This window comes from Sphingomonas sp. TREG-RG-20F-R18-01 (genome assembly GCF_022662475.1).
Classification (GTDB): domain Bacteria; phylum Pseudomonadota; class Alphaproteobacteria; order Sphingomonadales; family Sphingomonadaceae; genus Sphingomonas.
Map to the genome: position 1 here is coordinate 184,518 of NZ_JAKNQQ010000001.1, position 22,460 is coordinate 206,977.

Annotated in this window: 16 protein-coding genes; 5 read left to right on the top strand and 11 right to left on the bottom strand. The window is 66.4% G+C overall.

Annotation, left to right across the window (positions count from 1 at the left end):
• Nucleotides 1–22 precede the first annotated feature (22 nt).
• Both L8K25_RS00925 and pdhA read right to left on the bottom strand, forming a co-directional pair.
• Complete coding sequence (locus L8K25_RS00925) at nt 23–1,444, bottom strand: pyruvate dehydrogenase complex E1 component subunit beta (protein WP_242137053.1); 1,422 nt, start codon at nt 1,442–1,444, stop codon at nt 23–25.
• Nucleotides 1,444–2,487 (bottom strand): pyruvate dehydrogenase (acetyl-transferring) E1 component subunit alpha, encoded by a 1,044-nt coding sequence (gene pdhA, locus L8K25_RS00930; RefSeq protein WP_242137054.1) that lies wholly within the window; start codon nt 2,485–2,487, stop codon nt 1,444–1,446. The genes L8K25_RS00925 and pdhA overlap by 1 nt, the downstream gene beginning before the upstream one ends.
• Nucleotides 2,488–2,659: 172 nt before the next feature.
• Here pdhA and L8K25_RS00935 point away from each other — a divergent pair, with 172 nt between their 5' ends.
• The 3 genes from L8K25_RS00935 (at nt 2,660) to L8K25_RS00945 (ending at nt 6,375) form a co-directional block, all read left to right on the top strand.
• Entirely contained in the window at nt 2,660–3,940 is a 1,281-nt protein-coding gene (locus L8K25_RS00935; protein WP_242137055.1) for an MFS transporter, read from the top strand.
• Nucleotides 3,937–4,857 carry a cysteine synthase A gene (gene cysK, locus L8K25_RS00940; RefSeq protein WP_242137056.1) on the top strand — a complete coding sequence of 307 codons (921 nt, stop codon included), beginning with the start codon at nt 3,937–3,939 and terminating at the stop codon, nt 4,855–4,857. Before L8K25_RS00935 ends, cysK begins: the two co-directional genes overlap by 4 nt.
• A 141-nt stretch (nt 4,858–4,998) precedes the next feature.
• Complete coding sequence (locus tag L8K25_RS00945; protein WP_242137057.1) at nt 4,999–6,375, top strand: cell wall hydrolase; 1,377 nt, start codon at nt 4,999–5,001, stop codon at nt 6,373–6,375.
• Between the two features lie 92 nt (nt 6,376–6,467).
• Here the strand turns inward: L8K25_RS00945 and L8K25_RS00950 are convergent, their stop codons facing one another.
• The 6 genes from L8K25_RS00950 to L8K25_RS00975 form a co-directional block, all read right to left on the bottom strand.
• The gene (locus L8K25_RS00950; RefSeq protein WP_242137058.1) at nt 6,468–8,858 is read right to left on the bottom strand and encodes a TonB-dependent receptor; all 2,391 of its coding nucleotides are present in this window, start codon (nt 8,856–8,858) and stop codon (nt 6,468–6,470) included.
• Nucleotides 8,827–9,756: a FecR domain-containing protein gene (locus tag L8K25_RS00955; protein WP_242137059.1), complete on the bottom strand. Its 930-nt coding sequence runs from the start codon at nt 9,754–9,756 to the stop codon at nt 8,827–8,829. Before L8K25_RS00955 ends, L8K25_RS00950 begins: the two co-directional genes overlap by 32 nt.
• A gap of 13 nt (nt 9,757–9,769) precedes the next feature.
• Entirely contained in the window at nt 9,770–10,330 is a 561-nt protein-coding gene (locus L8K25_RS00960) for an RNA polymerase sigma factor (protein ID WP_242137060.1), read from the bottom strand.
• Nucleotides 10,331–10,415: 85 nt separating this feature from the next.
• Entirely contained in the window at nt 10,416–11,291 is an 876-nt protein-coding gene (locus L8K25_RS00965; protein WP_242137061.1) for a glycosyltransferase family A protein, read from the bottom strand.
• Between the two features lie 218 nt (nt 11,292–11,509).
• The gene (locus L8K25_RS00970) at nt 11,510–13,012 is read right to left on the bottom strand and encodes a hypothetical protein (RefSeq protein ID WP_242137062.1); all 1,503 of its coding nucleotides are present in this window, start codon (nt 13,010–13,012) and stop codon (nt 11,510–11,512) included.
• A complete protein-coding gene (locus L8K25_RS00975; RefSeq protein WP_242137063.1) occupies nt 13,009–13,461 on the bottom strand; it encodes a YaiI/YqxD family protein in 453 nt (150 codons plus the stop codon). Before L8K25_RS00975 ends, L8K25_RS00970 begins: the two co-directional genes overlap by 4 nt.
• A 110-nt stretch (nt 13,462–13,571) precedes the next feature.
• Here L8K25_RS00975 and L8K25_RS00980 point away from each other — a divergent pair, with 110 nt between their 5' ends.
• Nucleotides 13,572–14,096, top strand: a complete 525-nt coding sequence (locus L8K25_RS00980) for a gamma carbonic anhydrase family protein (protein ID WP_242137064.1) — start codon at nt 13,572–13,574, stop codon at nt 14,094–14,096.
• A gap of 236 nt (nt 14,097–14,332) precedes the next feature.
• Complete coding sequence (locus L8K25_RS00985) at nt 14,333–16,168, top strand: ABC transporter ATP-binding protein (protein WP_242137065.1); 1,836 nt, start codon at nt 14,333–14,335, stop codon at nt 16,166–16,168.
• 66 nt (nt 16,169–16,234) lie between these two features.
• Here L8K25_RS00985 and L8K25_RS00990 read toward each other — a convergent pair whose 3' ends face one another.
• From L8K25_RS00990 to L8K25_RS01000, 3 genes are all read right to left on the bottom strand, one after another.
• Entirely contained in the window at nt 16,235–17,599 is a 1,365-nt protein-coding gene (locus L8K25_RS00990) for an HlyD family type I secretion periplasmic adaptor subunit (RefSeq protein ID WP_242137066.1), read from the bottom strand.
• On the bottom strand, nt 17,596–19,320 hold the full coding sequence (locus L8K25_RS00995; RefSeq protein WP_242137865.1) for a type I secretion system permease/ATPase: 1,725 nt from the start codon (nt 19,318–19,320) through the stop codon (nt 17,596–17,598). The genes L8K25_RS00990 and L8K25_RS00995 overlap by 4 nt, the downstream gene beginning before the upstream one ends.
• A 148-nt stretch (nt 19,321–19,468) precedes the next feature.
• A complete protein-coding gene (locus L8K25_RS01000) occupies nt 19,469–22,363 on the bottom strand; it encodes an endonuclease/exonuclease/phosphatase family protein (protein ID WP_242137067.1) in 2,895 nt (964 codons plus the stop codon).
• Nucleotides 22,364–22,460: the final 97 nt, after the last annotated feature.

The following is a 22,460-nucleotide window of genomic DNA, read 5'->3' on the forward strand; positions in this document are numbered from 1 at the left end:
CCCCGAGGGGCGTACCGGGACCTCAACCCCGGTACGTTACCTTCTTGACCGCAGCGACGATCTTCTCGCTCGTCACCAGCATCAGCTTCTCGAGGTTCGCCGCATAGGGCATCGGCACGTCCTCGTTGGTGACGCGCAGCACCGGCGCATCGAGGTCGTCGAAGCCCTGCTCCATGCATACCGCCTGGATTTCCGAAGCGATCGAGCAGGTCGCCCAATTCTCTTCGGCGATGACGAGGCGGTTGGTCTTCTTGAGGCTCGCGAGCACCGTCTCGGTATCGAGCGGACGGAGCGTGCGCAGATCGATCACCTCGGCGTCGATCCCCTCTTCCGCCAGCTTCTCGGCCGCTTCGAGCGAAAGGCCCACGCCGATCGAATAGCTGACGATCGTCACGTCCTTGCCCTCGCGCATGATCCGCGCCTTGCCGATCGGCAGGACGTAATCGTCGAGCTTGGGCACTTCGAACGTGCGGCCGTAGAGCAGCTCGTTCTCGAGGAACACGACCGGATCCTCGGTGCGGATCGCGGCCTTGAGCAGGCCCTTGGCGTCCGCCGCATCATAGGGCGCGATCACGATCAGGCCCGGGACGCTCGCGTACCATGCTGCGAAGTTGTGCGAATGCTGCGCACCGACGCGCGATGCCGCGCCGTTCGGACCGCGGAACACGATCGGGCAGCGCATCTGGCCACCCGACATGTAGTTGGTCTTCGCCGCCGAGTTGATGATGTGGTCGATCGCCTGCAACGCGAAGTTGAAGGTCATGAACTCGACGATCGGGCGAAGCCCGCCCATCGCCGCGCCCGCACCGACACCGGCAAAGCCATATTCGGTGATCGGCGTATCGATCACGCGCTTGTCGCCGAACTCGGCGAGCAAGCCCTGCGTGACCTTGTATGCGCCCTGGTACTGCGCAACTTCCTCGCCGATGACGAAGACGCGCTCGTCGGCGCGCATTTCCTCGGCCATCGCGTCGCGAAGTGCCTCGCGCAGCGTGATCTTGACCATCTCGGTCCCCTCGGGGATCGCGGGGTCGCTGACCTTGGCCTTCTGCTCGGCAGCGGCGTGGAGCTGCTGCGTACCGCTCTCGGCGGCCATCGGCACGTTGCTTTCGGGCGCTGGCGGTGCCTTGTCGGCGGGCTGCGCTTCCTTGGGCTGCGCGTTGGCGGAGTCGCCCGCACGCTCGCCCGACGACGGCTCTTCGCCCTCGGCGTCGAGCGTCGCGATGACGGTACCGACCTTCACATTGTCGGTGCCTTCGGCGACGAGAATCTTGCCGATCGTGCCTTCGTCGACCGCTTCGAATTCCATCGTCGCCTTGTCGGTCTCGATCTCGGCCATGATGTCGCCCGACTTGACGACGTCGCCTTCCTTGACCAGCCATTTGGCGAGCGTGCCTTCCTCCATCGTGGGGGAAAGCGCGGGCATCTTGATCTCAATCGGCATCAGTATTTTTCCACCAGAACGTCGGTATAGAGCTCGGCCGCATCGGGCTCGGGCGTCTGTTCAGCGAAATCGGCAGCTTCGTTGACGATCTTGCGGATCTCCTGCTCGACCCCCTTGAGATCGCCCTCGGGGACGCCTTGTTCCTCGAGCAGCTTCTTGACGAACTCGATCGGGTCGGACTTGTCGCGGACCGCCTGGACTTCCTCGCGGCTGCGATATTTCGCAGGGTCGGACATCGAGTGGCCGCGGTAACGATAGGTCTTCATCTCGAGGATGATCGGCCCCTTGCCCGCACGAACCCAGGCGAGTGCCTCTTCGGCGGCACCTCGGCACGCGAGCACGTCCATGCCATCGACCTGGATGCCCGGGATGCGGAAGCTCTCTCCGCGGCGATAGAGCTGGTCCTCGGCCGATGCGCGGTTGACGCTCGTGCCCATCGCGTACTGGTTGTTTTCGATGACGTAGATGACCGGTAGCTTCCAGAGCTCGGCCATGTTGAAGCTCTCGTAGACCTGGCCCTGGTTGGCCGCACCATCGCCGAAGTAGGCGAGGCAAACGCCGCCGTCGCCCTTATACTTGTGGCTGAAGCCGAGCCCGGTGCCGAGCGAGACCTGCGCGCCGACGATGCCGTGCCCGCCGTAAAACTTATGTTCGACCGAGAACATGTGCATCGAGCCGCCCTTGCCCTTGGAGATGCCAGCGGCACGCCCCGTAAGCTCGGCCATCACGTCCTTCGGCGGGATGCCGCACAGCAGCATGTGGCCGTGGTCGCGATAGCCGGTGATGACGCTGTCGACCGGAGTCAGCGCGGACTGCAGGCCGACCGCGACCGCTTCCTGGCCGATGTAGAGATGGCAGAAGCCGCCGATCAGGCCCAGCCCGTACAACTGGCCCGCCTTTTCCTCGAAGCGGCGGATCAGCAACATCTGCTTGTAGAATTCGATCAGCTCGTCCTTCGAAGCCGCATAAGGCGTCGGTTCATCGGGACGTTCGCGGTTGGGAACCGGCGGTTCAGCTTTACGAAGGGCGGGGGCTTTGGCCACGGACGATCAACCTCGTATCCTGGGGAATGTCGCGAGCCTATAGGCGCGTTGTTGCGCGCATATCAATCTCCCGCGTCAAATCCCTAGCGTCACCGGGACGAACAGAAGTTTCGACGGGCCAAGCAAGACGATGATTGCGGCGTGCGCGCGGCTGGGCCTAAGGCTTGGCGCGATGGCAGACGCACCCCACCCGTTCCGCATTCCCAACTTCCGTGCCTATTGGGCGTCGCGCCTGTCGGGCACGGTCGCGATCACCGCGATGGCGCTGATCGTCGGCTGGCAGGTTTACGGCCTGGCGCGCGCGACCATGGGGATTCGCGAGGCGGCGTTCCTGCTCGGGATGATTGGCGCGGCACAGTTCGTGCCTTTGTTCCTGCTGACCCCGGTGGTCGGGCTGGTCGCCGACTCGGTCGACCGGCGCTGGATCGTGCGGGTGACGACGCTGGTGATGCTGCTCACCGCAGGCACGCTCGGCGTGCTGACCGCGACGCACACGCTCACCCTCCCCGCTTTGTTCACCGCGGCGGTCGTGTTCGGGATCGTCCGCGCCTTCTCCGGCCCCGCTTATTCCGCGCTCGCGCCCAACCTCGTCCCGCGCGAAAGCCTGCCGACCGCGATCGCGGTCAGTTCGATCGCGTGGCAGGTCGGGTCGATCGCGGGGCCGAGCCTCGGCGGGCTGCTGTTCGCGGTCCATCCCGATTTCGCGTACGGCGTCGTCGTCGGCCTGTTGACCGTCGCGCTGGTCGCGATGTTCCTGATCGGCCCGGTTCCCCAGCCGCCATCGCAACCCGACCAGCATCCCTTCACCCGGATCGCGCAGGGCTTCGCCTATGTCCGCCACAACCGACTGGTGCTCGCGACAATCACGCTCGACCTGTTCGCGGTGCTGCTCGCCGGGTCGACCGCTCTGCTCCCGGTGTTCGCGCGCGACATCCTCCATGTCGGCCCGCAGGGGCTTGGCATCCTCGCCGCGAGCATGGGCGCCGGCGCGACCGTCACCGCTCTGTGGTTCTCGGTCCGGCCGATGAAGACCAACGTCGGGGTCAAGATGCTGATCGCGGTGATGGTGTTCGGCGCGGCGATCCTCGTCTTCGGGCTGTCGCACAACTTGTGGCTCAGTGCCGCCGCGCTCGCGATCGCTGGCTGCGGCGACATGGTGTCGGTCTATGTCCGCCAGTCGCTGATCCAGCTTCACACCCCGGACGCAATGCGCGGCCGCGTCAGTGCGGTCTCGCAGCTCACGATTTCCGCCTCGAACGAGCTCGGTGAAGCCGAGAGCGGGCTGCTAGCGTCGCTGCTCGGCCCGGTCGGCGCGGTGATGTTCGGCGGGATCGGCGCGATCGTCGTCACGATCCTGTGGGTCCGCCTGTTCCCCGAGCTCAGGCTTGCCAAGACCTTCGACCAGCCCGACATAGCCCTTTCAAAGACCCCAGCAGGAGTTGCGCAATCATGAAGGCGAACACCATCCTGGATACGATCGGCAACACGCCGCATGTCCGTATCCAGAAGCTCTTCCCCGGCGCCGAAGTCTGGATCAAGTCGGAACGCTCCAACCCCGGCGGGTCGATCAAGGACCGCATCGCGCTCGCGATGATCGAGGCGGCGGAACGTGACGGGCACCTCCAGCCCGGCGGGACGATCATCGAACCGACCAGCGGCAACACCGGCGTCGGCCTGGCGATGGTCGCGGCGGTCAAGGGCTACAAGCTCGTGCTCGTCATGCCCGAAAGTATGTCGCTCGAACGCCGCCGCCTGATGCTCGCCTACGGTGCGACCTTCGATCTCACCCCGCGCGAAAAGGGCATGAAGGGCGCGATCGAACGTGCGCTCGAGCTGGTCGAGCAGACCCCCAATTCGTGGATGCCGCAGCAGTTCGAAAACGCCGCCAACATCGACGTTCACGTCCGCACGACCGCGATGGAGATCCTCAACGATTTCCGCGATTCGCCGATCGACGTGATCATCACCGGGGTCGGCACCGGCGGGCACATCACGGGCGTTGCCGAGGCGCTCAAGAAGGAATGGCCCAACCTCAAGGTCTATGCGGTCGAGCCCGAAGCCTCGCCGGTGATCTCGGGCGGCGCGCCCGGCCCGCATCCGATCCAAGGGATCGGCGCGGGGTTCGTGCCTGCCAACCTCCACACCCAGTCGATCGACGGCGCGATCAAGGTCGATGCCGCGGTCGCCAAGGACATGGCTCGCCGCTCGGCTGCCGAGGAAGGGATGCTCGTCGGGATCAGCTCGGGCGCGACGCTCGCCGCGATCCTGCAGAAGCTTCCCGACCTGCCCGACGATGTCCGCGTGCTCGGGTTCAACTATGATACCGGTGAGCGCTATCTGTCGGTGCCGGACTTCCTGCCCGAGAGCTGAGCCAGATCGAGACGCACGCCGTTCGCAAACGGCGGCGTGCATTTCGCATGTGCGTAAAAATGCGCTAAGGGCGCCGGCCAATCCCGGTCAGGAGCCCTTCGTGCTGCCCTTCTCGCGCCACTTCGTCGTCCGCTGAATCTCGTGGTCGCTCAACCGCCGCTCAGCCGCCGCTTGCGCGCGGTGCTCGTCGCTATCGCCATGCTGGCGATCGTCGTCCCCAGCCTGCTCGTGCATTACGCGCCACCCGTGCCGCACTATCGGCATCACCGTGTCCATGCGGTCCCGCAGCGGGTCGTGCCGCAGGCCGAGCTTCCGCCCGTCGAGCCGGTCGCATTTCAGGACCTCGATCCACAGGACGCTCGCGAGTATAATGCGGACGTGCCGTTCGTCGATGGCCCCATTCCCCCGGCGCGACCGTTCCGGCTCGAGGGAGACCCGGCAGCCCAGGCGCGCGCGACCGACTGTCTAGCGGCAGCCGTGCTGTACGAGGCCGGCGACGATGCCATCGGGCAACGCGCGGTTGCGCAGGTGGTGATCAATCGGGTTCGCCATCCCGCCTTTCCCAAGACCATCTGCGGGGTCGTCTTCCAGGGTGCGGACCGTACGACCGGCTGCCAGTTCACCTTCACGTGCGACGGCGCCCTGGTCCGCCACCGCTGGAGCGACGCGCAATGGGCCCGTGCGCGCACGGTGGCAGCAGCAGCCTTGCGCGGTTCGGTGTATCGGAAGGTCGGCTATGCCACCCATTACCACACCAATTGGGTCGTGCCCTATTGGCAGTCGAGCCTGGACAAGATCGCCGCGGTAGACACGCATCTCTTTTTCCGGTGGACCGGCTGGTGGGGGACGGCCGCTGCGTTCACGCGTCACGTCTCCAGCGACGAGCCGGTCATTGCCGCGCTTGCCGTATATTCGGAAGCCCATCGCAGTGCAGTCGATGGACCCGGGCCGATGCTTCAGCCGGAAGGGGCGTTCTACGATCCCGTTGCCGCGCAAGCAGCGCTTCCCGCCCCCGTCACGGGCGATGCCGGCAGCTTCCTGGTCACGCTGGATGCCGATAGCATGTCACCCGACGGCTTCGCGCTCTACGCCAAGCGCGCCTGTGGCGACCGGTCGTATTGCAAGGTGATGGGGTGGATCGACCCATCCAAGACGCCGACAGCCCTGCCGCTGCAGCCAGCGCAGATCGCGACCATGTCGTTCAGCTACATGCGCGATCAATCTCGGAATTACGACAAGGCGCTTTGGAACTGCCTCGAATTCCGCCGCCCGAGCGCAAATCAATGCATGAAGGCGCAGACGTTCCTCACCAACGCCAAACTTCGGATGGAAATGCTCAAGCTCGACGACGAGCCAAGTCCTTTGCTGGCAGTGCCGACCCATGTCCCGCTGCTCGCGGATGGATTGGCCGGGGTGCGTCACAAGGGGGACGCGGCGACCGACCGCGCCACGCCGCCCGGTCAGCCTGCGCCGGCTGCCCCTCCCCTCAAACAGGGGCCAGCCGCGGACAGAAACTAGCGCCGCCTCAACCTTCGGGAAGCCCGGGCCGGACCGGTCCGAGCGATCGTGGCACTCCCCGGACGTCCGGTCCGGGGAGGATGGCACCAGCCCTACCAGGCGACCGACGCGCCGATACGGATGCTGCGCGGCCGCAACGGCGTGGTCTGCGCGCGCGTCGCCAGGATCAGCGGATTGCCCAGCGCGAAACGATTGGCGCGGACATTGGTCAGGTTCTCGCCTGACAGGGTCAGGTCGAGATTGCGCCACCGCCAACCGACATGCGAATCCACCGCGGCATATTGCCCTTGGCTGAGCTCGAGAAAGTCCCCCGTGCCGAGCACCGACCGTCCGACATAGCGCCCCTGCACGCCGACGTCGAACCGCTGCGCCCCCCGCCGCAACCATTGGTAGGACAAGCCCGCATTACCGGCGAACGGCGGCGTTTCGGGTAGCCGTCGATTGGCGCTTTTCGAGAGCTGCGCCAGCGCGCCGTCGACGAGGTTATACGTGTAGAGAAAGGCGAAGTTGGCGTGCAGCCCGCGCACCGGCACCCAGTCCCCCAGCGCCTCGATCGCCGTAATCCCGGCATTGCCGATGTTGGCGGTGTAGGGCTGCCCACGACGGCTGTAGAGATCGGCCTGGATATCGCGCCACCGCGCGTGGGAGACAGCGCCGGACACTTCGAGTCCGGTTTCCCCCCGCCGCTGCCGGCGGATACCCGCCTCCCCAACGATGATCGAATCGGAGCGATAGTCCGCAACCCGGCCAACCCCGCTCGCCACGGCAAGGCCCCCGGTGCGATAGCCAGACTGGACCTTTGCAAAAACCGCGGTACGCGGCGCGACGAGCCAGGACAGCGCCAGCGTGGGATCGATCCGCCTGGTTGCCCTTCCGCGGATGAAACTGTTGTTGCGGGGACGGACCGAGGGCTCGCCATCGGTCCGCGCCGTGGTCAATCGGGCGCCGGCCGTGAGCGCAAAGCTCGGCGTAACCGGCCACGTCGCCTCGCCAAAGCCCGACAAGCTTTCCGTCCGGTTGGTCACGCCGATGATGGTCGCGGTCTGACCGGGGGGCCCGAGCGCGCGGGATTGGACGTCACTGTCGTTGAGATAGGACACGCCCAGCAACCATCCCACCCTCGTCGTCGCAGGCCGCGACAGCCGGGTCTCCTGGACGAACAACGTGTCGGTCTGCACATTGCGGTACAGGACTGGCCCGACACTGCCGAGCGCGCGGGTGGCGTCAAACGTATCGTCGGTCTTCAAGTCGACATAGCCGGTCGCCGAGACCAGGTTCAGACCGCTGTCCCAACGCTTGCGCACCACGCCGCGCACAAGCTTCACCGTACTGGTGTATGGCTGCGCATATTGCGACCTGCGTTGCAGCGATCCCGCTCCCGCTTCGGCATATTGCGCGTCGGCGGCATCGATCTGTTGCCCCAGCGCACCGAGTTCGAACGTCCAGCCATTGCCGGCGTCGGCTGCGAGCGTCACACGGCCGCCGAGCGTATCGGTGCGATTGATCGACGTCAGCCGGCGCGAGGGATCGTCGATATAGCCCCCCGCCCGCTGTCGATATCCCACGACGCGCAGCCCTGCGGTGTCGCGCGCGATCGGCACGTTGGCCATCCCCGCCAGATCGAATCCCGGTGCGCCGTCGTCGGTCAGCGTGACGCCGCCCGTCATCGCCGCACCGGTACGGGCGAGATCGACCGGGTTTGGCGTCAGGCGGATGATTCCCCCGATCGCACCCGCGCCGTAGAGCGTCCCTTGCGGACCCTCCAGCACTTCGACGCTGCGCATGTCGTACAGGTTCAGACTCGGCTCGGGGCCCGCGAACCCCAAGGGAACTTCGTCGAAATACTGGTTGGCGGTCGATTGCGTCGCGCCGTTGAAGCTGCTGTCCGCAACCCCCCGAATGAAGATCTTGTTGCGCCCCACCCCGAGCTCGGTGTTCTGCAGGACCGGTGTGGCCCGGGTCAGGTCGTCCATATCGATCGGCCGCAGCGCACGCGAGCCCGGCGCGAACCCGCCGAGCATGATCGCGCTGCCGGGAAAGCGCAGCAGCGGCGACTGCTGCTTGCTAGCCGTCACGATGATGTCCGCGCCCTCCGCCGGTGCGGCACGGGAGAGGGTCCGCGCCGGACCCGCTCGCACGACGGGCAACGGCACCGGAGCGCGGACGATTCGGAAGCCGCGCGCGTCGATGGGCACCGCGCGGTAGCCAGTGCCTTTCAGCAGGCGTCGCAACGCCTCGGCGGGTGCCAGCCGGCCCGACAGGCGTCGCGCCGGCACGTGCCGCAGGCCCGGCTCTGTGCTGACGATATCGGTTCCGGTCTGTCGTGCGAGCTGAGTCAGCGCCTGATCCAGCGTTGCCACCGCAATATGGATCTGCGCCGTCTGCCCTATCGCATGGCCAGGCAAGCCGACGCAGGCGGCGATAGCGACAAACGTGCGAATCAACCCCAGCCTACTGAGGCGAGATGACCCACCGCTTGCCATCGTGCTGCCAGTCCGCCCCGATCAATGCGGCAAGATGCGGCACATCCTGCGCCGCCTTCCCCGTCAGGTGGACCATGCCGGTAAAGGGACGCTGCGACAAGACCGGCTCGATCGTAACATCGACCCCGTCGAGCCGACGCAGGGCGTTGGCGAGACGACCGAACGGCTCGCCCGCGAAGGTGATGTCGCCATTGCGCCACCCGCCGACCCGGGCAGGATCGATCCGCGACATGGCGACATGCCCGGTATCATCCCGGGCCGTGACCGCCGCACCCGCGCGGAGCATGAGCTTGTCGCGCCGCGGCTGGAACAGCACCGCGCCTTCCGCCACCTGGACATCGAGACGATACCCATCGCGCTCGGCGTTGAACACCGTGCCCACGTCCTGCACGCTCAGCGTGCCCGACCGCAGCACGAACGGAGCCTGGGAATCGTGGTGGACATGAAACGTCGCTTCCCCCGCAACCAGCGTCGCCAGGCGCGGACTGGATCGGTCCAGCTCGATCCGACTCGCACCGTTCAGATCGATCCGTGTTCCGTCGGCCAGAGCGATGACGCGCTGCTCGCCCGGCCTGGTGCTGACCGCATAAGGCTGCGCCGCCGTGTTGGGGAGCGACGGAAGAACGACCAGCGACAGGCTGGCCGCCAGCGCCAGCGCGCCGGCCCCTACGCCCCACCGCAGCATCGTCCGTGCCCGCTTGCGCTCGACCGGCGGAACGGCTTCGGCCGCTTCGGCGGGAAACAGCTCGGAATGGTCAGCGATGAGGCTCATGTCGAGCGCGACCGCATCGAAGGCTGCCGCATTCGCTGGGTCGGCTTCCAGCCAGGCGACGAACGTACGCCATTCGGCATCGCTCATATCGCGCTGGCGCAAATGCCAGTCGATCGCCTGATCCATCCTGTTCAAGCCCTCAACGGCCACGGTGCGCTTCCCCTTCGCCTGATAGACGATGCGGTTCTCCCATTTCCGCCTCGCTCTCGGCTCTATGCGCCGAAATTTGCTGGGCCGCCCGCCGCAGCAACTTCTCGACGCCACTGACCGTCATCCCGAGATGGGCAGCGATCTCCTTTTGCGGCTGATTCTCGACGCGGTAAAGCCTCAAGGCGACGCGCATCCGTTCGGGCATCGCCGCCAGCCTGGTTTCGATCTGCCGCAAGCGTTCCCGACCGAGCAAGGCCCGCTCGGCATCGGGCTGTTCGTCGGCCGCGGGCTGCACATCATGCCAAGCCGTCTCGCGTGCGCCGGCCCGCGCCGCGGCAAGCCGACGGTCCGCGGCAAGATTGGACGCCATCCGATACAAATAGGCGGCGGGCTGCGCGATCGGTTCGCGCACCTCCTGTTGGTCGAGCTTGACCCAGATGTCCTGCAACGCGTCTTCGGCATCATCGCGATTGCCAAGTCGCGCGGTCAGCAACCGCAGCAACATCGGCTGTTCCGCCAGGAATACCGCCTTGATCCCGGCCTGGGTCATCGGAGAAGAGACTCGAATACCATCGCGTCTTGCTAAAGCCGCGATTGCGTCGTGTCGCAAGGGTGTCGAACGCGAGCGCCGGCGTTCAGGCGGCGAGACGCTCGTTTTCGATCGGCTGCACCATGTCCTGGAACGACCGTTCGCGGATGCGATCGCTGGTCAGGCGCCGCCCGGCCAGCCGGTTGGCGAGGAACGAATAGAAGAACCAATCGCGCGCCGGACGGGGTGTCAGGTGATAGGCCAAGCGTTCGGTCAGGGTCCAGCGGATCGACCCACGGTCGCGTTCGCGTGGCGATGGGGCACACCAAAAACGCTCGCCATAAGCGATCGTGCCGTGCTGCGCGACGCGGTGCATGATCTCGTGATCCTCGAGCACATACCCCCAGCGCCGCGCATCAAATTGACCGACCCGCCGCAACACGGTGGTGCGGAAAACCTGACCCGCGCCCCCGGTATGGCACTGATCAGGCAACACGGCCGCGGCGCGCGTGATCCGGCGCGCCGCCTTTGCGTGGTCGCGCGGCGCCGCGTCGGGCGTCACGAAATATGCGCCCGCCGCCGCGGCGCCCTGATCGAGCAGGCGCGCGGCCTGGCGCAGGTAATCCGACGGATAGGCCGTATCGGCGTCGCAGGTAGCGACGTAGCATGTCCGAACCCGCTCGACGCCTTTAGCCAACGCATTGACCTTGCCCGGGCGCGGTTCGACTAGCAGCGTGAAGTCGAGCCCGAGCCGGCGGCAGCTCGCGGCCGCCACGGCACCGCTGCCGTCGGTCGATCCATTGTCGATCAGGATCAACTCGAACCGCATGTCTTGCGCGGCAAGGCTGGACAGCGTGGTGTCGAGCATGTCGCGTTCGTTGAAGAAGGGAATGAGAACCGTCCAGCTGCACTGGACGACCGTGCTCGACAGCGGCTCCCACGGGCGATCCCAGGAACGAAAGTCATTAGTTTCCAAATACATGCAACGGTTCCGTACGATCAGCGTGCAGCGTACGGAGACAGTACCGCGCGACCACTGTGGCACGATGCGCGCAGGCGATCAGCGCACGCGCGGATCGATCGGCACAGGCAACAGGCGTCGGCACAGCAAGTCTCCTCGCTGCCATGACGACGTGGCAGTCGGGAAACCGGACGCTCGATTTACGATTTCGGAACTTTTCGTCGAGTTACGCGTGCGACTCACCGGACGAAGCGGCGATCCGACCGGAGATAGACGATCGCGCGATAGCGGCCGCGCGGAACGCTGAACACCGGACGATAGTCGGCGGCAAGAGCGCGCTCGATCGCCGCATGGCTGGCCGGGTTCCATTCGGCAAGCGGTTCGCTCGCGGTGACGACGACCGGCGGCCGCTTTGCCATGATCCGCCGCACCTCGGCGGCTTCGTCAATGCCGGTGGCCCCCTTCTCGGGCGCATAGGCCAGGGTCGAGGGAAAGGCGTAGGGCGTCGGCAGGCAGGCCTCCGCCAAGTGATAGACGACGGCATCGCCGATGAAGACGTAGGGGCACCCTCCCCCGCTATTCGCTTTGACCACGCCCGCCAGCGTCCGCACGCCGGCTTCATCGTCGGGCCGGATGGCAGCTTCCACCGAAAACACGGTGAGGCCCGCCGCCACGATTCCCAGCGCAACACGACGATGGCGGCCAAGTACCGGCGCGGCCAGCGTCAGCAGCGGCGGCAGGAGCGGCAATGCGTAGTGATCGAAAAACACCCCCAGAACGACGAACGGGACCAAGGCCGCCACCATCCACCCGACCGCCAGCCGGAGTTCGACACGGCGTGGATCGGCGCGAAGCGCGAGCGCGGCACAGGCGGCGAGGGGCAGGAGCTGCGCGGTGATCCCGGCCAGCCGACGCAGGATCAAATCGGTCGGATAGCTATAGGCAGAGCGATGGAAAATGGAGGTGAAGTTGGCGTACCAAAAGGCATCGAGCGCCGCCGTCCCGCGTGCCGCGTAGACAGCGACCGCCGCAAGCGTCGGCAACAGGCCGAGGAACAGCCACAAGGCCCCCGCCGCGACCATCATCGGGTTGCGCGCACCGGCGCGGCGCAGGAACCAGAGATGCACGATGCCAAACCAGGCACCCTCGACCGCGGGCGTATATTTCGTCTGGATCGCGACCCCCGCGAACAGGCATGCGACCGCTCCGCTCGCAACGATCGCGCCGACCTGCCCCTGCCGGGCGCGCGCCGGAAGCGACAGCATGAGCAACGCCCCCAGAGCCACGAACAGGTTGAAGAACACCCCCGCCTGCCCGGCCCGCCCGCTCAGCATCGGCAACCAGATCAGATAGGCCGCCCCTGCAAGCACGCCGCCGGCCGGCGCGGCCCCGAGGCGCTGCGCGCATCGCGCGATCAACCACGCCGTGCCGATGGCGAACACCATGGCCACGACCTGATAGGCGACGACCCCGTCCCCCGGGAAAATCTGGGTCGCTGCGTAGAGCAGGAACAGCCCGATCGGCTTGCGGTCCCAAAGATCGATATAAGGCCAGGACCCGTGCCACATGCGGGCGCCGACCAGCAGGTAATATTGCTCATCGGTATGGATCGCCGGGTTGCCCAAATCGGGGCCCCGCAATGCCAGCGCGAGAAGCGCGAACAGCAGCGCCGCCCGCCATCCGATGCCGGTTCCGGCGCCGAAGCGACCGGCGAACGGTTGCGTTGGCCGAACCGACGTCATCGCCGCGCCAGGCGAACCAGCATCTCATCCAGGGCCGACAGAAAGCGCGATCGGTCGGTTTTGGAAAAGGGCGCGGGGCCGCCCACGACATCGCCGCCCGCCCGCAAGTCCGCCATGATCGCGCGCACGGCGATCGCATTCCCGATCGAGGCCACGGTAAAGGGCTTGCCGGTTGGTGCCAGGACGGTCGCGCCGGCCTTCAGGCAACGATCCGCGAGCAGGATGTCCCCGGTGACGACGACACTGGCATCATCCGCCCGTTCGGCGATCCAGTCGTCCGCCGCGTCGAACCCGGCCCCCACGACGATCCGACTGAGCAACGGGTGAACCGGGATCCGGATCGGGCTGTTGCTGACGATCGTCACCGCGACCGCGCGGCGCAGCGCGACCTTGTAAACCTCGTCCTTGACCGGACAGGCATCTGCATCGACATAAATGTGCAAAAGCATACTCACCAGCCGGGGCGAAACGTTGCCCGGCACGGCTTGCCTATCGAAAGCCAAGCCGACTTTCCATCCCGGGAAAGCAACACGCGCACCGACACGCGAAAGGACCTGCCATGCCGCTGTACGAAATCGACGGACGCGCGCCGCAATTGGGCGACAACAGCTGGATTGCCCCGAGCGCGGAGCTGATCGGCGATGTCGTGCTGGGCGACGACGTCGGAATCTGGTTCGGAAGCGTGATCCGCGCCGACAACACGCGGATCGCGATCGGCGCGCGGAGCAACGTCCAGGAAGGCGCGATGGCGCATTCCGACCCGGGCGCGCCGCTGACCGTGGGCGAGGATTGCACGATCGGACATCATGCCATCCTGCACGGCTGTACGATCGGCGACCGGGTTCTCGTCGGCATGGGCGCAACGATCCTCAACCACGCGGTCATCGGGGCGGACTCCCTGGTGGGCGCTGGAGCGCTGGTCACCGAGGGCAAGCTATTCCCGCCCGGCAGCCTGATCGTGGGCAGCCCCGCCCGCGCGGTGCGCGAACTGGATGCGGCTGCCAAAGCGATGCTGCTGGTCTCGGCCCAACACTATGTCGCCAATGCGCGCCGCTATGCGACCGGACTGAAACGCATGGACTAGCCGGCCCGCCTCGCCCGTACCCGCGGCCCCGTGGCGGCTACAGCAGTCAGGCCGCGCGCGGGCCGGACGGGCGCGGGCTCGCTTCAGGCGGTCTGGCGCACCAGCCACCGTGCCCAGGCGATTCCGGGGAAACTTCGACTTGCGTCGTTTGTTGCTGCGTTGCAGCAGAACCGCTCATGGACGGAGCTGATCCCTTGCCCTTTCTGCACAGTCCGACCCGTTTTCTGATTCACTACGTGGCCGCGCGGCCTTGGATCTTCCTGTTGCTCGGCATGCTCGTCGCCGGGGCCTCGATCAGTTCGATCGGGGTGCAATATGCAATGAAGCTGCTGATCGATGCCATGACCGGCGGCATCCGCGCGCGCGGCACCGTCTATGCGGCGCTCGTCCTGTTCCTGGCGCTCGTCATGCTCGAAAGCCTCATGCAACGCGCTGCGGCGCTGACCCTGGGCCAGGCGACGGTCAGTTCCGGCGTCGGCATCCGGCTCGATATGGTCAATTATCTGACAGGCCATCAGATGCCCTTCTTCCAGAACCAGCGGGCCGGGTCGCTCGGGCACCGCATCTCGGGCCTCGCGGGCATCTTCGGCGCGATCGCGCACCGTTTGTTGCAGGAGGTGACGCCGCCGCTGATCACGTTCGTCGGCGCCATGCTGATCTTTGTCTCGATCGATGCCGCCATGGCCGCGATCCTCGGGGGCATCTTCGTCCTGGTGACGTTTGCGTTGATCCTGCTCGGCATGCGCGGCCACGTTCATCACACCGCCTTTGCCAAGCATGCCGGGACCGCGGGTGGCGAACTGATCGACCTGATCGGCAATATCTGGGTCGTGAAAGCCTTCGCGGCACGGGATCGCGAACTGGAACGGCTCGAGGGCTTTCTCGACCAGGAGGCCAATGCCCAGCGCCGTGGCTGGTTCTTCGTCGAACAGATGCGCGGTCTCCATGATCTGGCGCTCGCGGTCCTGGTGGGGGGAACGTTGGTCTGGGCGATCGGTCGCTGGTCCACCGGGGCGATCTCGACCGGCGATGTCGTCATCATCAGCACCATGACCTTCCGGATCCTGCACGGCTCGCGCGACCTGGCGATGGCGGTGATCGACACGAACCAGCAGTTCAGTTACTTGCGCGAGACGCTCGACATCATCGGCGTGCCCCAGACTCTCAACGATGCGCCCGACGCGGCGCGATTGCGCGTCGGCGAGGGTACCGTCGACCTGGCCAACGTGACGTTCGGCTACGATGCCCGGCATCCGGTGATCCACGATTTGTCGCTCAGCGTCCCGGCCGGACAGAAGGTCGGCATCGTCGGCCCGTCCGGCGCCGGCAAGTCGTCGCTGCTTCAGCTGGTGCAACGGTTTCACGACCCGCAGATCGGGCACATCGCGATCGACGGCCAGCGCATCGACGAGGTTACGCAGGAGTCCTTGCGCGACGCGATCGCGGTGGTGCCGCAGGAAGTCCTGCTGTTTCACCGGTCGGTCATGGACAACATCCGGATCGCACGCCCGGATGCGAGCGATGCCGACGTCCACAGCGCTGCGGAAGCCGCCGGCTGCGACGACTTCATCCGTCGGCTGGCACATGGATATGACAGCATCGTCGGCGAGCGCGGCGCCAATCTTTCGGGCGGCCAGCGACAGCGGATCGGCATCGCCCGCGCCTTTCTGAAGAACGCGCGGATCGTGCTGCTCGACGAGGCGACGAGCGCGCTCGACTCGGAGAGCGAGCTCGAAGTGCAAAACGGTTTGGACGCGCTGGTGCGCAACCGGACGGTCATCGCCGTCGCGCATCGCCTTTCGACGATCGTCGGGTTCGACCGCGTGATCGTGGTGGAGGACGGTCGCGTCGTCGAGGATGGGCCGCCGCAACAGCTGCTGCGGCAGAAGGGCGGCGCGTTTCGACAACTCTGGGTCATGCAGGTGGAAGGGCTCGACCGCGCGCCCAATCGCGCGCGCGACTTTGCCGCGGCAGGCGAACGCTTCCGCGACGTGTCGATGGCACGCGGGCGCAAGCTGCGCGGCGCCGTGCGCACCGCATGGTCGAACATGGCCGACAGGGACCGGGGATGATGGCGCAAGCTGCGCGAGGCCGGAACGGTTTCGGTGCGTGGACTGCGGCCGTCGGCCGCGATTGCCTCAATGCTCGCGGAACGCCCCCCAGAACGCCCCGACCAGCGGCTCGAACGCGTAACCGAGCGCCGTCCGCTTGCGCAGCGGGACCAACACCTGCACCGGCATGCCCGCCCGCACCGCGAAGTCCGTGCCGCGCCCCGCGCTCAATCGCGCCAGCTGCGTTCGCGGCACCGTGACCTCGGCGGTGAAATAAGTTGCTCCGGTCTTTTCGTCGGTCAGCGCGTCCGCCGACAGCCGGGTCAGTTGCCCCTCCAGGTCCGGCAAGGTCCGGTCGTGCAGTCCGGGAAACTTGACGAACGTCCGCTGTCCGACCGCCAGATCATCCGCATCATCGGGGGTGATCCGGGCCTGGATCCGCAGCGGGGTCCGTTCCGGTACGATGTCCATCAGTTTTTGTCCCGGTGTCACCACCCCCCCGGGCGTGAAGACGCTCAGCGCGATCACCGCGCCCGTAGCCGGCGCACGAATGTCGGTCCGGCGGAGCTGGTCGCGCGCGGCGGCAAGCTTGGGCAAGACATCTCCCAGCCGCGTTTCGACATCGCGCAGATCGGCAGCAGTACGCTCGTGAAAGGTGCGTTCGGCTTCGATCGCGGTAATCTGACTTTCCCGCGCCGCGCCCTGCGTCTGGGCGACGCTTGCCGCATATTGCCCGCGCTGTCCGACCAGTTCGGCGCGCATCCGCTCGAGTTCGCGCAGCCGGGTCTGGGATACGAAACCCTTTTCGGCGAGCGGTGCCAGGGCTTTCAGTTGTTCGTCGATGATCCGCAATTGCTCCTGCGCCCACACCACTTGCGTGTCATAGCCACGCCCCTGGGCGGTGGATTGTGCCGCCCGCTGCCCGAGCGCGCCACGCTGTGCCGCGAGCGTCGCCCGCCGCGCGATCAGTTCGCGTTGCTGTAGCCGGAGCGCCAAGGCGGCATCGTTGCGATCCTCGGGCGGAAGCGTCGCAAATTCCGGGGGCGTGCCGAGTGTCCCCGTCCCGATCTCCTCGGCCTCGAGCCGTGCGCGTTGCGCCAGCAGCCGGATCGCCTGCGCGCTCAGCGCGCGTTCCTGCGCGAGCACCTCGGCGGCGGCGAGACGGACCAGCAACTGGCCGCGCTCCACGCGCTGCCCTTCACGGACATAGATCGCGCCGACCACCCCGCCATCGCGATGCTGGACCGTCTGCCGCTGGCCGGACACTTCCAGGATCCCGGGCGCATAGGCCGCGGCGTCGAGCCGCGCGAATGCCGCCCATCCCAGGAACACCCCGAAGAAGGCGACGGCGATCCCGATCCCGATCCGGATGTCGCCGGACGGGTCGGCAAGCCGCCGTTCGTACCGCTCCGGAAGCTCGGGGCCGGAGAGCACGGTGATCGCGGTCTTCATGCCATGCCTCCGCTGGTTGCCGGTACGTCCGCTACTGGTGGCACCATCCGGCGTACGTTGGGCGGCGCGATCTTAGCGAGGACCTCGTCCCGCGGACCGAACAGATCGGCGCGGCCGTCGCGAAGGACGAGCATGTTGTCGACCACCGGCAACACGCCGAGCTTGTGCGATACCACGATGATCGTCCTGCCCTCCGCTTTCAGCCGCGCGATCGCCATGTTGAGCGCGGCGTCTCCTTCCGAATCGAGATGCGCGTTGGGCTCGTCGAGGACGTACAGCGCGGGGTTGCCGTAGACCGCACGCGCCAGCGCGATGCGCTGCGCCTGCCCCATCGAAACGCCGCGCCCGCCGAGCTGCAGCCGATGGTCGAAGCCGCCGGCAAGGCGCAGGATGAGCGACAGCGCGCCGACTTTTTCGGCCGCGGCGACCGCCTCTGCATCGACGGCGGCCGGGTCGGCTGCGGTTTCGGTGGCGAAGCGGCTGATATTGTCCTTCACCGTCCCCTCGAACAGCGCAGCGTCCTGCGGCAGATAGCCGATATGCCGAGCAAGGACCTCGGGATCCCAATCTCCGAGGTTCGCGTCATCGAACCGGACGCATCCGCGATCCAGCGGGAGCGCCCCCACAATCGCGCGGACCAGCGTCGACTTGCCCGATCCGGAAGGGCCAACGATCGCCAGCACTTCGCCCGGTTCCAGCGAGAACGACACGCCACTCAGGATCGCCGCATCACGCGCAGCGGTGAGGACCGTGACTCCTTCCAGCCGGAGCGTGCCGGTGGGCGTGGGCAGCCGCGTGGGGGGCGCTTGCGACGGATCGCCGGCCAGCAACGCGTCGATGTTGCGATAGCCGTCCCGCGCCTGCATCAAGGCCTTCCAGCTACCGATCAGCAACTCGATCGGCGCCAGCGCACGCGCGATCAGAAACGACGCAGCGAAGATCGCACCGCCCGAGATGAGATTGTCGACCGCCAGCATGGCGCCCAGCCCGAGTGCCAGCGATTGCAGCGCTAGCCGCACGAATTTGGTCGCGGTCAGATAGCCGCCGGCGCGAAACCCCGCCTCGGTCTGGAACGCGAGCATCGACAGCCGCTGCCGCAATTGCCGCGCCACGAAGGCCTGCCGCATTCCCAGTGCCTTGATCCCGTCCGCGCCGGTAAGCGCCGCATCCTGCGCCGCGTAGGTCCGCGCGGCGACGTCGTGCGCGCGCGCCATTCCGTCGCGGGTCGCCATTTCGTTCCGCCAGGCAATGACCGGAAGGATCAGCCCGCCGGCCAGCGCGACGACGCCGATCCATGGATGGACGAGAAAGCACACCAGAATGTAGATCGGCGTCCAGGGTGCATCGAACAGCGCGAGAATCGCCGGGCCGGTCAACGTCCCGCGGATCAGGTCGAGGTCGCGCAATGCCTGCCGCGCGACGGGCGACTCCGGACGCCCGAGCGTAGCGTCCAGCAACGCCGGCGCAACGAGCGCGTCGAGCAGCACGCCCGCCCGAACCAGCAACCGACCCCGAACCCGATCCAGCAGCGCAAGGCAGGCAAGCGCGAACAGCAATACGATCGTCAGGAAGAAGAGCGTCTGCAACCCTTTGGTCGGAACGACCCGATCATAGACCTGCAGCATGTACAGCGTCGGGGCGATGTACAGCAGATTGACCAGCGCGCTGAACGCCGCCGCTGCGATCAGGTGACGCCGGCACTGGCGCAGCGCATCCCGCATCCGCCCGTGGAACGGCGAACCGGAACCGGGTTCAGACACGGCCGGCCATCCCCCGCTGGCAACGGGGCGATCGGGCGCTGGCGTAGGGATGTCGGTCATCGAAAGTCCGGACTTCCCCCGGTGCCTCGCGGCACCGGGGGATGGAGGATTACGCCAGGTGCAGCGTGTCGAACATGCTGATGCTGTGCAGATGCTCGAAGACGAAGCCCTCGGCCGTCGCGGGGTCGCTAGCCAGAGCTTCGGGTGCGCTGGTCGCCACCTTCGCCGCAGCCGCGTCAGCGGTCGCCCAGCCGAACGTCTGGGCCGGATCGGTCGTCACCGGCGCTGCGCTGAAGTCGAAGCTGTCGGCATGCATGCCACTGTCGACCTGCGCCGAGGACACCGTGGCCCGGGCAAGGACCGTGCTGAAATCGAACACCGCAAGCTGTGGATCATGGTCGGTCGGGCGATCGTCGCCAAACTGCGAGTTGATATGGACGGCATCGTATTGCGCGTTGGCGAGCAGCGATTTGCTGACCAGGATATGGTCGATCTGCTGGGCATTGCCTTCGAATAGATAGCTGTACCGCTCCTCTGGCGACAGCAGCGTGTTGAGGTCGGTAAACTGCCCGCCCTTGGCCGGGTCAGTCAGCTGCGTCTGCGCATTTTCCCACGAGAACCCGTTCCAGTCGCCCAGGATCGCGATATTTAGGTTGGGGTTGTCGGCCAGATGCGCGTTGACATAGTCTTTCACCCCGGCTGCTTGCGCGGTGCGGGCGGCATCCCCCGCGTCGGCGGGTGGCTGAGTCGCGCCCCACAAGGGATCGCTGCCGCCGCGCGACGTCAGGTGGACGTCGATCGCGGTGACCGTCTGGCCGTGGAACAGGAAGTCGGCGACCAGCGGCTTGCGCGTATTGTTGTAGGCGGCTCCGTCGATCAGCGCCGCACTGCCCTCGACATAGGTGACCCGGTCGAGATTGTAGAGATAGCCGCTGCGAATGTTGCCATTCGGCTCGCCACCGGTGGAATTGGCAGTCGTCGGTGCGATCTCGACATAGGCGTAATGGCCGCCGTTGATCGCTCCGATCGCGTCGATCAGGCCTTGCGCGGTCTTGACGCCCGACAGATCCTTGCCGGTGCCCGCGCCATCGGCGTCCTGGATCTCCTGCAGCGCGATGATGTCGGGCGCGCGCAGGTTATAGACGACGTTGGCCGCCAGCACGTCGAACTTGCCATCCGATGAATCGAGGTTCTCGACGTTGTACGTCGCCATCGAAAGATGCGTGGCGTCGCCGGTCAGGGTCGTCACTTCCTTGGCAAGCGTGACGTCCTTGGTGACGGTCACGGCCTCGGTCACCAGCACTTCATACTTGGCCGCGGCATAGTTCACGATGCCGGTCACGCTGCTCAGTTGATCCCCGATCGAATAGCCAGCCTTGAAACCGGCAAAGATCCCGCTGTCGCCCTGGATCTGGATCTTCTCCGGGTTGAAGTCGCCATTCGCGATGGTGATCCCGCCACGATCGTTGACCCCGGTCGCGCCGACGCCGTGGGAAGCGACGATGTCGGTCTCGGCATATTGGTCGTTGGTCGTATTCGATACGACCAGCGGCTTGTCGATCGTGACCCGCATCCCTTCGAGCGATTCCCAGAAATCGATTCCGTCGGTGGTGGGGTCATAGCTTTTCAAGTTGTCGTCATCGATCACCGTGCTCGGCGGGGTCAGCCCGCCCTGCCCGATCAGGACGGCGTCCGGCAGCTGGTTGTCCCAGCTTTCCAGCGTGACGACCGGCGCGGTGATTTCGGTAACGGTCAAGCCGCCGGTCCCCGCGCGATATTCGGTCACGACGCCCTGGACCGACACCGCATCGCCGACGAAGAATTCAGGAGCGGTTCCCGTGAAAATGAACACGGCGTCCGATGTCCGGCTATTCCCGTCGCCCAGGTCCTGGATGTAGAACCCGTTGCTATCGACGGCCGTGACGACGCCCTCGGTCAGCACGGTCTGGCCGACGAACCCCGACGTATGCCCCTCGCCCTGGATCTGCCCGATCTTGAGCGGCAGGATATCGTCGTTGAGGATCGTGCCGGTTGCGGTTGCGCGATCGATCGTGGCCCCATTGGTCGGATTGGACAGCGTGATGCTGAACGTCTCATTGGGTTCGGGGGCGCGGTCGCCGAGCACGGGCAAGGAGATCTTCGCGGTTGCCTGCCCGTCGGCGAAGTGCACCGTGCCGGTCAGCGCGACTGCGCCGAAATCGCTGGCGCTCGCGCCGCCGTTCCCGCCGGGCAGCAGGACCGAATAGGTCGCATCGACCGCGCCATTCGCACCGCCGATCCGCGACACTGTAAAGTCGATCATATGGCTGCCGGCATCGCCTTCGATCGTGCTGGCGTCGCCGATGCTGAGAACGCCCGGCACGTTGCCCGTGCCGGCGCTGCTCGTGACCTTGATGTCGTCGATCCCGACCCATTCGTCGTTGCCGATCGCATTGGTCGTCATCACCCGGACCTGCAGCGTCGCTGCATTGTTCGCATCGCTCGGCAAGGTGACCGAAACCGGGATATCGGCGCCAAAGGCGTTTGGACCCGACGTGGCATCGGCGACATAGCCGCCGGGGACGTTGACCCACGCGCCGGTATCGCCGAGCCGATATTGCACCGCAACCTGCTGCACCGCGTTGTCCGGCCCATTTTCGAGATCGCGCAGCGTGAACGACAGCGTCACGCCCTGGCGACCGGTCGCGTCGAGGTACATCGCGAGATAGGGCGCCGCCGCCGTCCCCGATCCCGAAAGCGCGATCGTCGGGTTGGCGATCTGGAATTCGGTTACGCCACCGGTGGTAAAGGTGTTGGGATTTGTCTGGTTGGCGTTGACGTCAATGACGGGGCTGGTCCCGGTCAGCGTGCGCGGATCGATGCCCGTACCAGACGTGAGCCCGTCGCCGCGATACCCCATGATCGACGGCACCCCCGACCAATCGTCATTGGTCGTGATCAGGCCGATGTTCGACCAATCCTGGTACAGATCGCCGCCGCCCAGGTTCCAATAGGTTGTCGTCAACGCCTTACTCCCCTAGCCACCATCCCCGCCCGATCCGGCCAAACCATTCGGCGTTTCGAGCGGCGATCACTCGCTGCGCAGCGGCCGCTACCCGTGC